Below are 12,950 nucleotides of genomic sequence, written 5' to 3'. Positions count from 1 at the left end.
ATTTTTTTTAGTAAGCGATCGCTCTAATTCAGACATTGATAATTTATCTAAACATAAATAGTCTTCAAATTCAATGCTTAGCATTTTTTCCTCAAAATTTTCTCTAACAATAGAAATAAGTATTAGGAGGATTAATTGATTAGTATAATCTACACATAACTTTTTGTCATAATTATTTTTTGGTTAGGGAGCGCTGATATCCATAAATTGATAAACTAAGGTCAATATAAATAGGAAAAATTAGGTACAGTATTTGATGATATACTTATTTATAATAGTTGTCAATTTTGAATATAAAGTTATTAATTTCTTCTAATCTCAGATGTATAATCAAAATCAAATAATGGGAGTAAAATCTATGAGTAGTAAAGAAAATTATAGCAAATATCAAGAGGAAGAAAATGATGAAGAGGAAGTATATGAAAAAGATAATTTAATCTACGATCCAGAGAAAATTAATATTATTACTAGAGAACCTACAATTGAACAGTTAGTGAGAAGAATAAATGAAAAAGCTCTTGATTTAGCTCCAGATTTTCAGCGTCATTCTGATATCTGGAATGATGAGGTTAAAAGTCGATTGATTGAATCTATTATTATTAGGATTCCTTTACCAGCTTTTTATATTGATGGAACTAATGAAGAAAACTGGTTAGTAGTAGATGGTTTGCAAAGACTTTCAGCTTTAAAACAGTTCATTGGTAATAATTTACGGTTAACTGGTTTAGAATATTTGGGCAATGAACTTAATGGCACAATCTATAAAGATTTAGACCGTAAATACCAGCGTCGTATTGAAGAAACTCAAGTTACTATATATCTAATTTCATCAGGTACGCCAGCTAAAGTTAAGTATAATATTTTTAAACGTATTAACACAGGAGGAGAACGTTTAACTCCTCAAGAAATACGTCATGCTCTTAATCCTGGTAAAGTCCTAAAATTATTAGCTGAACTTGCTAAATCTCCAGAATTTACTAATGTTATTCAGCTCGGTGAATCACGAATCAAACGTATGGATGATCGGGAATTTGTACTAGGTGCTTTAGCAGTGATGCTTACATCTGATTCTTATCAAGATTACGCTAGAGATGGCAGAGAAGAATTTTTAGATAATGCTATGAAAAAAATTAATGATTTATCTGATTCGGAAATTAAACAACTTAAAGATAAGTTCAAAAATGCTATGATTATTTGTCAAGAAATATTTGGTGACGAAGCTTTTAGGAAACCTAAGAAGCAAAGAAAATTTCCAGTTAATAAAGCCTTATTTGAAACATGGTCATTTCACATTAGTCAGCTTAATTCTCGACAGACTCAAAAACTTAAAGTACAGAAGCGAAACTTAGTAGATAAATTTACTGAATATGTAGATAAAGACAGAAAATTTTCCCAGTCTATCTCTCAAGCTCAAGATAAGATAGAATATCGTTTTGAAACTATTGAAAAAATTATCAAAGAAGTTATAAATGATTAGTTCAGTACATCTAAAAAATTTTAAACCTTTTGCCAACCAGCTTCTATCATTTAGACCGCTAACCTTACTTTCTGGTCTAAATAGTACAGGCAAATCTTCTGTCTTACAAGCATTACTTTTAATGCGTCAATCTTATCAACAAGGACTATTAAAAAATCAAGGTTTAGCACTCAATGGTGAATTAGTTTCTATAGGCACTGCTCAAGATGCTTTATTTGAAGGAGCAAAAGATGATTTTATTAGTTTTGAAATTGTCTGGGAAAATGGGACTCGGGGAATTTGGAATTTTTCTTACAACCGAGAAAAAGATGTTCTAAATCTTGCCTCACCACCTGTGACTTCAGATATTTATAAATCTAGTCTTTTTAAGAAAAACTTCCACTATCTGCAAGCAGAACGTTTAGGTCCGCGTTTATTTTTAGAAATGTCAGATTTCCAAGTTCAAGAACTAGAAAAATTAGGCACTAAAGGAGAATATACAGCTCATTTTTTATTTGTAAATGAAAACCAAAATATACCAAATATTAGCTTAAGGCATCCACAAGCAGACTCCCTAATTTTAAGAGAACAAGTTGAAGCTTGGATGGGAGAAATTAGTCCTGGTACGCGGCTACAAATAAACCCTAAACAAGATATAGATTTAATTAGTCTTCAATATTATTATGGAGATAGTAATCCTTATCGTTCTACTAATGTTGGATTTGGAATTAGCTATACTTTACCAATTATTGTAGCTATTCTTTCATCCCCTCCAGACAGTTTAATTATAATAGAAAATCCTGAAGCACATCTTCATCCAAAAGGTCAAGCAAAAATGGGAGAATTATTAGCTCTTGCTGCTAGTTGTGGGGTACAAATTGTAGTTGAAACTCATAGCGACCATGTTTTAAATGGAATTAGATTAACAGTTTATAAAGGAAAATTTAATCCTGAAAAAGTTCAATTACATTATTTTGACCGCCGAAAACAAGGAACAGAATTTATAACTAAAATAATATCCCCCCAGATAGATCGAAACGGGCGAATAGATGAATGGCCAGAAGGTTTTTTTGATGAATGGGATAATAGTTTAGAAGCACTTTTAGAACCCAGGGAAGAATAAATATGGATTTAGAAATGGTGCTTAATGAACTTTCTCTACAGACTCATGTTGCTGATATTTCTACAGCGCAAAAATTAATGTCAGAGTTAATTCAAACTTTACGTAAAGCAAAAAGTTTAGGTGTCAAACCTATACTTCGGACTCACAGCAATATTAACAATATAGAACTTGTTTGTAATTATCCTATAGCAAGTTGGCGTAACGACAAAACAGTAGATTTAGAGGAGCGTAGATTTTTCCGCAGTCTAACTTTAAAAGTTCCTTTTTGTGAGGATGCTCTCCCACAAATTAAAGATAAATTTGATTTGTCTGAAGTTCGGCATCAAGGAAAGTTAGCAGAGGGTATTCGTTTGGCTTTAATTAGTGATTCTTTTACAGTTAGTTTGTTATCCGAAACACAATGGGATACAGATTTTCTGGAACTTCAGATAACAGAATTAGATAAAAATGGAGAGTTAACTGAATACTCGGAAAAAATTGTTCATGCTAGTCGAATCAGTCATGTTAAACAACATACAGAATGGATTAAAAACCATATAGAAAATCAACTATTTGATAAGCAAATTGATGGAGAAAAACTATGGGAAAAGAGACAAGAATTTTTCGCTAATTTAATCTTCTGTGAACAAGTAGAGCAACAGCTAAAAAACCTCAACACTGGCAACCCAATTTTGCAACAGGTAAAAAAACGATTATTGGAACTAGAAAAATACTCTCAAACTTGGCAAACAGGAACTTTTAATCCAAATTTATTACCAAGCAAAACTACCCCAGAAAGTGACTCCAGAATTAAACAGTTTAGACAACAACTAACTATTAAATGTCCTGATAATAAAGAACGTCTTTTTAGTTGGCATCTACGAATGACTCCTGGTGCTTGGCGACTTTATCTTTCTGAAGAGTTAAGACCTGGAAAAATAATCGTTGGTTATATAGGTCTTAAGCTACAATAGTCACAACGTTTGTTATTAATCAATATAAATATGAGGTCAAATTCGTGAGCCAAAACTCTAACTTTACCATTCCCCATTTTTCTTACATTTGTGGCAATCTTATTATTATTACCCTAATATTCTGGCTTCTGAGAGGATGGAAAATTCTAGCATTTTTACCAGGAGGAGTGCTTTTATTTTTAATATTTCTCTCCATAACCACTGGTGTAATTAGCCTCTTACAAAGACCACGGTAACTCCAATTTTTATGCCATTATTTTCCTTCCTTATTCCTTCTTTTTTCTTCCTTTATTTCGAGCTATAAAATCTTATTTTTGACTTTTGAATTTTGACTTTTTAATTCTGTGAAACGGCATAACTTCCTTTTTTTTAACCATTTCCTCCCCTACTGTTACATTTAATTGTGCCCCAATTAACACTACAAATGAACTAATATATAACCACAATAACAAAATAATAAAAGTACCAATAGTTCCATAAATTCGGTTATAGTTCTCAAAACTAAAGCCAAAATGGAAAACATATAAACGAAATAAATTAGAGGCTCCCGCCCACATTAATGCTGATATAATTGCACCAGGCATAATCGGCGTACCTTTCTTTCTATAACTCGGACCAAAACGATAAACAAAAGCAAAAGCTGTTGATACTATTCCTAAAGTAATCGGCCATCTTAATTGACTCCAAGTTTCTAATAATTGTGACTTTAAAATACAATTATCTATAGGTTCTTGAAATAAACAAATAGCAACTTGATCTGGAGGGCAGTTAGGCAGAGTCTCTAATAGACAACTTTGACGAGCAATTATGTCTACAATTAAGTCACTAACTAACACTAAAGTAGAAGCAATAATTAATAGTATTAGACTGCCAATAGTTAACCCTAAAGAAACTAATTTTGCTTTCCAAAAAGGTCGTTTTTCCTCAATCGGAACTTGATGAATTGCATCAAGGGCTGCCATTGCAGAACTAACCACACTAGAAAATATCCAAATTGATACAATAAAACTAAAAGAAAATATTTCTTTGTTAGGAGAACTCTGAATTTCATCCACAGCCCAGCTAATTAAAAACCGTATTTGATTGGGAAGTATATCTATTAGTAAACCTCCCATTTGAAACAGGGTTAAACTTAAAGAGTCAAATATTCCAATGGCAGCAATTATTGTTAATAAAGCCGGAAATAAAGCAAGCATTGCATGATATGCCATCTCCGCAGATAAACCGGATAATCTCTGTTTTGCTGCACAATTAAATACTTCTTTAATAGTTGATAAATTAAGATAATAAATGAACTGAAAAAAGCGAATTATTCGTCTTAATATATATTTAATTATTGACTTGAGGATCGTTAATAATAATCTATAAGTATTTTGGGAAATTGGAATTAATATATCTAAAAATCGCTGCCTATTTTTCCGATTGGAAAATTCCTGCAATGTTACAGAATTAAAGTGACGTAGAAAATGGAAAAAGCTCATAGCTTTTAGCTAAATAGTAATATATAGCAGTCTAAGAAAAAGTGTCATTTCAGTTATCAGTACCTCCCAGCTTTTGTCAGAGACTTAAAAGACTGAGAGGAAACTTGAGACCTTATTTTTTTGTCAAAAATTAAAACTTAAAAAAGGCTTACTTAATCCATTCAAAAGTTCAATACGAGCGCATTCTGCATCGAAGATATGACCCCTAAATATAGAACGCTTACTTCAAAACGTTGACACTATTATAATTTCACTAAATTATTTGGCATTTCAGTATAAAATAAGTAATGTAGCCTAACTTAATTAAGTTAATATTATAGCGTTTCTCAAAGTCCTGAAATACAGTTATTTTTTCTCTTTTTCCCAGTTAAGTATTCCCTCAAACCTAGAATTTTGTACCTCACACTTTTTGGGAACCTATAATCAATTTTTAACTTAAAATTGTCAAGGTAATCTTGCAGGGAAAAATAACCCAATTAAATGAACACCCTATCACCTATAATTATGATATGACACAGGATATAACTCCATGGTTAAATGAAATCAAAGCCCTTCAACAAAAAATAGTCGAACTACAAACAGAATTAGATTTAGCTCAAAATAATGCTTCTAAATGGCGCCAACTATATAATACTGAAGCTCAACAACGCAGAAATGAAACACAACAAAACCAAGAAACTATTGATAACTTGAAAACCAAAGTTCAGAAATTACAAGGTTTATCCTTCGTTGATAGGGATAAAAATGAAACTACAACAAATATTGAACAGGAAATCAAACATTTACAAACTATAGATGAGTTTAAGGCCAAAATTATTGAAGTGAGCCAGGAACATGGTCGCGCTCTGGCAAAAGTCCAAAAATTAACTACAGCTCTTCAACAAGAACAAACTAATCATGCAGATACTCGTAAAAGTTTAACAAATGCTTTGGCAGATGCAGTGAATCTTCTGGCCAAAGCAAAAGCAACTAAACCACAAACATTGGAGAATATTTCCGAGAGTCAGCTAAAAACAGAAATCAATAATCAAATTCAAAATAAAATCCAATTACAGGAAACCTCCTATACCAATACTCTCCAGCTACCACCGGGCGGAAAACCATTACCTCGTTTACCTAGTAGTAAAAATGAGTAATATCAAATTCATTAGTATCGGTATAATTAACGCCCCGTAGGGGTTTGGTATCCAATTTTTCGGGAACCTTACCCTCTACCAACATAGCTATATATAGGGTCTACAAAACTCCTTCCTCCTTCTTCCTCCTTCTTCCTCCTTCTTCCTCCTCCTCCCTCCTTCTTCCTCCTCCTCCTCCCTCCTTCTTCCTCCTTCTTCCTTTAAAACCCCATAACTTTCGCAACTGCCTCTATACTTGGTTCTATACCCGGCTTAAACTTGTTATTGCTATGTTTAATCGCTACATCAGGGTCCTTCAAACCATGACCAGTAAGTACACAAACTATCTTTGCTCCTGTAGGAACTTGGTCTTTAACTTTCAATAAACCAGCCACAGAAGCAGCACTAGCAGGTTCACAAAAAATTCCTTCATTAGAAGCCAATAAACGATAAGCTTCCAATATTTCCTCATCAGTCACAGCACTAACACTCCCCTGACTCGCTTCTTGAGCAGCTATAGCCTTTTCCCAACTAGCAGGATTACCAATTCTAATAGCACTGGCCACTGTTTCTGGATTAGCTATAGGATGGCCTTCGACAATAGGTGCTGACCCTGCTGCCTGAAAGCCCATCATTTTTGGTAAGCGATCGCATTTTCCAGTTTTATGGTATTGACAAAACCCCATCCAATATGCTGTGATATTCCCAGCATTGCCCACAGGAATACATAACCAATCTGGGGCATCTCCCAAAGCATCCACCACCTCAAAAGCCCCCGTTTTTTGACCTTCCAGACGATAAGGGTTAAGTGAGTTGACCAAAGTCACAGGATACTTATTAGCCACTTCCCGGACTATTTCTAGAGCTTGGTCAAAATTTCCTTTAATAGCCAAAACTTCAGCTCCATACAACAAAGCTTGAGCCAACTTTCCTAAAGCCACATAACCATCAGGAATTAAAACAAAAGCTCGCATCCCACCTCGTCTCCCGTAAGCCGCAGCGGAAGCAGAAGTATTACCTGTACTAGCACAGATTACTGCTTTAGCTCCTGCTTCTTTGGCCTTAGATATGGCTAAAGTCATACCCCTATCTTTAAAACTACCCGTGGGGTTAAGGCCATCATATTTCACAAATACTTCTACATTTCTGCCTACCTGATGGGCAATGGTTGGTACAGGAATCAGAGGAGTATTACCTTCTTGCAGCGTCACCACAGGAGTTTCCTGTGTCACGGGTAGATAGGGCCTATATGCTTCTATTAAACCCGGCCAACCTTGTAATTTTGACTGATAAGGGGACAATGTTAAGGTCATCTTTAAAAGTTTTGAATTGTTGAATTTTACTACTCTCCGGTCTCTAGACTAAAGCCAGGGGAATTATTAAGCTGATACTTCGCAGCGGGATGAATCAGGATTAGGACTTTTCTTCTTGGTTGACCAGACTTATATTAGGGATATATTAAAATCCCTCTAGATACTCAAACCTATTAACAATGAACAATGTTTAGTAGGTGTTGTGTTTACTCTATATAAGAATAAGTATAGATTAGATGAAGATTTATTTCTCTTTCAGGATGAGAAAATATTTTATTAAATTGCAACTCTCTCAGGACTTACGCATTGGGGACGAGTTTCGGTAATTTGAGATTGCTATCCTGAGGGACTGCGACCCATTCATGTCGCGGAGCGAAACGCTGTCGCTGGCGCTGCGAGTCGCGCCATGACAGAAATACGTTGCGCGTGCGTAAGTCCCATCTCTAATAAGTTCATCAGCAAAATTAATTAGGGCTGACTGATTAAATATAGCAGCATTGACATTATTAATCACGGCTGTAGCATTTAAGGAGCGAAAAAAGTACCAGATTTTTGGCTCTTTATATCTGTACGGACTATGCAATGTCCCTACCCCCTACTTCCTGAAAAAGCTCCAGAAACCCTGATTATTCCCTATAAATTTGCACATTGCGTACTTATGATAACAGTTTATTATTTGTTAAATAATTAGAAACCATAATTTTATCAGGTTAAATTTTGATTTAATCAAGATTAAACAGCTAAATTTGTTGTATATCTTAATAAATAAAAAGAATTTAAGTGAGTATATATGGCTAGTAACTTAATGATTTCTGACAGCACATCTACTTTGTCCAAAGTTTCTCTTTGTTCAGATACTCCTACAAAAGTAAACAGTCCAGGAAAATTAACCAATCAAACCCGAACCTTAAAACAAATGAAGTCTTTGTATCAAACCGATCAACAAGTTAAGTTACTTCATCTCGAAGCAGAAATAGAAACTCTCTTATTAGAATTACAAACTATCAAAGAAAGAGACTTAGTTTCACAAATTGTTGAAAAATAAGTCAATCAAAAAAATTTTTGAATGAAATTATAGCAATATTTGACCAAATAGAAAAGAAGTAGCAAAAGCCAAAAAAATCATTTATTTAATTAGATAGAGACAAGGTTGTGATATAAAAGGATAGGTTTTGCTACATAAAGCACTGTTTTGGACAAAATTTACTAACATTCGTTGAATTTTATTAGTTCTGAGCATTAGCTGTAAAAAATTTTCTGTGGTCAAAACCGCCAGCAAAGTTGTGGAGCTGGCGTTTTTTTCGGAATCATAAATCTACATACATAACTATCAAGAAAAACAGGAATTTAAACAATTTATGACTGTATCAATTGCAGAATCTGTTCATGGAAATTATTCTGGTCAGAAAGACCAACTACAGCTAAAAGATATTGTGAAAACTCTACCTCGCGAAGTTTTCATTAAAGATAAATGGAAAACATGGACAATGGTGACAACCAATGTTTTTATGGTTGTTTTAGGTTATTGGGGACTAACAATTACACCTTGGTTTTTATTGCCCCTATTCTGGATTTTCACTGGCACTGCACTAACAGGATTTTTTGTAATTGGCCATGACTGCGGTCATCGTTCCTTTGCGAACCGTCGCTGGGTCAATGATTTAGTTGGTCACTTAATGTTTTTGCCTTTAATTTATCCTTTTCATGGTTGGCGAATCGGCCATAATCATCACCATAAACATACAAATAAGATGGGGGAAGATAATGCTTGGCAACCTTGGTATCCAGAAGATTATGAGGTTGCTGGTACTCCTATGCAGTTAGTGTATAGATTTATGCGTGGTAGACTTTGGTGGTTAGCTTCTATTGTTCACTGGGCAGGTATACATTTTAACTGGAGAAAATTTGAGGGTCAGGATCGGAAAGATGTTAAATTTTCTGCATTGGTAATTGTTGGGTTTAGCGCGATCACTTTTCCTTTGTTAATAGCTACAGTTGGTGTGTGGGGTTTGGTCAAGTTTTGGTTAATGCCCTGGTTAGTTTACCACTTCTGGATGAGTACGTTTACTATTGTTCACCACACAGTACCAGAAATTCCTTTTACTTCAGCAGAAAACTGGAATGAAGTAGAGGCTCAATTATTTGGTACAGTACATTGTGATTATCCTCGTTGGGTAGAGTTTCTTTGCCATGATATTAATGTACATATTCCCCATCATGTTTCTGTAGGAATCCCTTCATATAATTTAAGAAAAGCATATCAATTTTTAAAGGATAAATGGGGAGATAAACTTTATCAAACTAAGTTTTCTTGGTCTTTAATGAAAGAGATAACAGATAAGTGTCATTTGTATGATCGAGAAAAGTTTTATATGACTTTTAAAGAGTACAATGCTCAGAAAGTTTCTTAGTATTCTTAGTAATTTTAAATAGCAATTAGCAGTCAGCTATCACCTATCAGTTTCTCAAGATTTACGTTTGAAATAAACAGTCTTGCTGACTGCTGAATGCTGATTGCTTTTTTAATTAAGGAGAAAATTAAAAATTCAGAAATAATTACCAAAAAATGAGGTCTAAAGTATCCCCTTAAAAGGGGATGAAAAAGCGGTCGTTTCACTCCGCAAAACGCCATATCCAATCGACCAAGAGAAATATTTAACTCACTATTTCAAAACTCCGACTAAAGTCGGAGGTTCACTCTCTACTGATAACTGATAACTGAAATCACCTTGAATTTTAATCCAGATTTATGTCGTAACGAAAGCGAAGTAGAAAGCAAACTAATTGTTAGTTATCTACTACCAAAATTAGGATACGATATCGAACATTGGCATCAAGAAGTAACCTTTGGTAGTATCCGCTTAGACTTTTTATCATTTGCTGCCCAGGAACTACCTTTTCGTTTGGATGAAGACTCTCCTTTAGCATTAGTAATGGAGGCAAAAAGTCCCAAACAAAATTTAGACCGTCATCAACGAAAATTTAGACGTTATTTAACCAGCATGAATGTAAAATATGGCTTGTTAACTAATGCTAAAGAAATTAGGATTTATCAAAGAGAAGGAAATAATATTAAGTTAGAGTTTAATTGTTTGGGAATTGAAGTTGATGAGAAAATAGAAGAAATTAAAGCATTAGTAGGTCGAGAATATTTACGTCAAAATGTGGTTTATAATAAATCGGAAATTCCACAAAAAGAAGTAAATGTCAATGAGGCGATCGCTACTCAATCTGAGCCAAAAGAAATTGTTAGTAATATTCTCGAAAATCAGGCAGATTTAATAAACATTGAAACCAAGTATAATCCAATTAATCAAAATAGGAGAAATTCTATGAAAGTAATTGCTGTTTATCACAATAAAGGCGGAGTAGGCAAAACGACAACAGTAGTTAATTTAGCTGCTGCCCTAGTACAAAAAGGAAAAAAAGTTCTCATTATAGATTTTGATAGTCAGGCAAACGCCACATTTGCTACTGGTTTAGTAAAATTTCAGTTTGAAGAAAATGATAATATTAGAAGCAGTTATGTTTACCATCTAATAGAATCAGGTGACTTTGGTTTTATTAGCGACATAGCTAGGAAATCAGAATTTTTTAACGACCCAGAATTAGATATAGTTCCATCTCACATTCAATTAATTGAGCATCAAGACAAGCTAACCAAAATTGCTGTTAGTAGATCCAGATTAATTACTAAACTAAAGAAAGTAGAAAATGATTATGATATAGTAATTATTGACACTCCTCCATCTAGAGATATTTATGCCGAAATCCCTCTAATTACTGCTGATTATTTGATAATTCCTTCTGATTTAAAACCATTTGCAAATCAAGGCTTACCTACTGTCAAAAATTTTGTCAGACAAGTTAATGAATATCGGGAAGGTATGAGAATGCCTTCTCTAAAAATTATGGGTGTTCTTCCCTCTAAAATTTCCCCTAATTCTAAATTTAGGCAACACACATTTTCTCGACAAACAAAAGTGATTTCAGAACGTTACGAACTGCCTTTGATGAATAGTATTATTTCAGAAAGAACAGCTTTATCAAAATGTTTAAATCAAACGATCAAAGTAGGGGAGTTAGATATTCCTAATCCCTTATCTATATTTAAGTATTCAGATAAAGATGCGACAGCTAACGACTCTGCTGATGAATTTGAATTATTAGCTGAAGAAGTTCTACAAAAAATGGAGAATATTTAATGATTTCCTTCTATTTAGTCGATGTAAAAAGTATCACTTCAAATCAGTCTCGTTCTAATTTTTCGGAACATGAAATTGAACATTTAGCCGATATGATTTTAGAGTGCGATGGATTAGTAAAACCACTTCTATTAAAACAGGTTGGAATAGAAGAATATGAATTAATTGATGGTGCATTAGAATACTATGCTGCGGTGAGAGCTAGAGAAAAAAATCCACGTCAAGCAGAAATGGTTAATTCTTTAGTAATATCATCAAAAATTGAAGATTTAGTTTTAAAACAAGCTGAAGCTCTTCAACCAAAAACTCCACTACCTTCACCGGATAGTGGTAGAGAAACTACCGCACCAAGTAACGGAGAATCTCGCTTATCAAATTTTGATTTTCGTCTGCTTAATATGGAATCAAGATTAGACAATATAATGAATGAAGTTAAAGCAGAGCTTTCATCAAAAAACCAAGTATTAGAAGCAAGAATTAAAGAATTAGAAAGAAAAATTCCTGAACCAATACCTCCCTTATTAGATGCTCTTAATACTATGTCTTTTGCTCAACTAAGTCCTAGGTTAAGCAAAGCAGGAGTAAGTCAGAGAGTAATAAATAATATTGAAAAAGAGCGAAATAAAAAACAGTTTGAACCCTTTGAATCTTTTAGTGATGTTATTAAACGTATTGACGGTTTAGCAGAGAAAAGAATGATTAAAATTATTGACTCCTGGCCAGATATATCCTGACTCTGTGTAAGTTTAATTGAGATAACAAAACCCAACTTTTGACAACTCTGTGTAAGTTTAATTGAGATAACAAAACCCAACTTTTGACAACTCTGTGTAAGTTTAATTGAGATAACAAAACCCAACTTTTAACAACTCTGTGTAAGTTTAATTGAGATAACAAAACCCAACTTTTGACAACTCTGTGTAAGTTTAATTGAGATAACAAAACCCAACTTTTGACAACTTTGTGTAGATTGAAATGAAGTAACAAAACCCAACTTTATAAAAACTTTGTGTAGATTGAAATGAAGTAACGAAACCCAACTTTATAAAAACTTTGTGTAGATTGAAATGAGGTAAAAAAACCAACTTTTAACAACTTTGTGTAGATTGAAATGAAGTAACAAAACCCAACTTTATAAAAACTTTGTGTAGATTGAAATGAAGTAACAAAACCCAACTTTTAACAACTTTGTGTAGATTGAAATGAAGTAACAAAACCCAACTTTTAACAACTTTGTGTAGATTGAAATGAAGTAACAAAACCCAACTTTTAACAACTTTGTGTAGATTGAAATGAAGTAACAA

10 protein-coding genes are annotated in these 12,950 nt (G+C 33.5%); 8 read left to right on the top strand and 2 right to left on the bottom strand.

Features of this window, described 5'->3' with window-relative positions; translation table 11 throughout:
- Positions 1-358: 358 nt before the first annotated feature.
- From VKJ25_RS19400 to VKJ25_RS19390, 3 genes are read left to right on the top strand one after another with little or no spacing between them, the layout of a single operon-like run.
- Complete coding sequence (locus VKJ25_RS19400; RefSeq protein ID WP_324238285.1) at positions 359-1,477, top strand: DUF262 domain-containing protein; 1,119 nt, start codon at positions 359-361, stop codon at positions 1,475-1,477.
- A complete protein-coding gene (locus VKJ25_RS19395) occupies positions 1,470-2,579 on the top strand; it encodes an AAA family ATPase (protein ID WP_324238284.1) in 1,110 nt (369 codons plus the stop codon). Before VKJ25_RS19400 ends, VKJ25_RS19395 begins: the two co-directional genes overlap by 8 nt.
- A 2-nt stretch (positions 2,580-2,581) precedes the next feature.
- Positions 2,582-3,532 (top strand): hypothetical protein, encoded by a 951-nt coding sequence (locus VKJ25_RS19390; protein ID WP_324238283.1) that lies wholly within the window; start codon positions 2,582-2,584, stop codon positions 3,530-3,532.
- A 308-nt stretch (positions 3,533-3,840) separates the two neighbouring features.
- Here the strand turns inward: VKJ25_RS19390 and VKJ25_RS19385 are convergent, their stop codons facing one another.
- A complete protein-coding gene (locus VKJ25_RS19385; RefSeq protein WP_324238282.1) occupies positions 3,841-5,013 on the bottom strand; it encodes a YihY/virulence factor BrkB family protein in 1,173 nt (390 codons plus the stop codon).
- 509 nt (positions 5,014-5,522) lie between these two features.
- Between VKJ25_RS19385 and VKJ25_RS19380 the strand changes: the two genes are divergently transcribed.
- Positions 5,523-6,149 carry a hypothetical protein gene (locus VKJ25_RS19380; RefSeq protein WP_324238281.1) on the top strand — a complete coding sequence of 209 codons (627 nt, stop codon included), beginning with the start codon at positions 5,523-5,525 and terminating at the stop codon, positions 6,147-6,149.
- Between the two features lie 200 nt (positions 6,150-6,349).
- Here VKJ25_RS19380 and thrC read toward each other — a convergent pair whose 3' ends face one another.
- Entirely contained in the window at positions 6,350-7,441 is a 1,092-nt protein-coding gene (gene thrC / locus VKJ25_RS19375; protein WP_324238280.1) for a threonine synthase, read from the bottom strand.
- Between the two features lie 790 nt (positions 7,442-8,231).
- On the opposite strand from thrC, the gene VKJ25_RS19370 reads away from it, so the two are divergent.
- The 4 genes from VKJ25_RS19370 (at position 8,232) to VKJ25_RS19355 (ending at position 12,380) form a co-directional block, all read left to right on the top strand.
- Positions 8,232-8,486, top strand: coding sequence for a hypothetical protein (locus VKJ25_RS19370; protein WP_324238279.1), 255 nt, complete (start codon positions 8,232-8,234; stop codon positions 8,484-8,486).
- A gap of 313 nt (positions 8,487-8,799) precedes the next feature.
- On the top strand, positions 8,800-9,852 hold the full coding sequence (locus VKJ25_RS19365) for a fatty acid desaturase (RefSeq protein ID WP_324238278.1): 1,053 nt from the start codon (positions 8,800-8,802) through the stop codon (positions 9,850-9,852).
- Positions 9,853-10,170: 318 nt separating this feature from the next.
- The gene (locus VKJ25_RS19360) at positions 10,171-11,646 is read left to right on the top strand and encodes an AAA family ATPase (RefSeq protein ID WP_324238277.1); all 1,476 of its coding nucleotides are present in this window, start codon (positions 10,171-10,173) and stop codon (positions 11,644-11,646) included.
- Positions 11,646-12,380, top strand: a complete 735-nt coding sequence (locus VKJ25_RS19355) for a ParB N-terminal domain-containing protein (RefSeq protein WP_324238276.1) — start codon at positions 11,646-11,648, stop codon at positions 12,378-12,380. Before VKJ25_RS19360 ends, VKJ25_RS19355 begins: the two co-directional genes overlap by 1 nt.
- Positions 12,381-12,950: the final 570 nt, after the last annotated feature.

This window comes from Okeania sp. (assembly GCF_035285525.1).
GTDB lineage: Bacteria > Cyanobacteriota > Cyanobacteriia > Cyanobacteriales > Microcoleaceae > Trichodesmium.
This window is presented reverse-complemented; position numbering and strand designations above follow the sequence as displayed.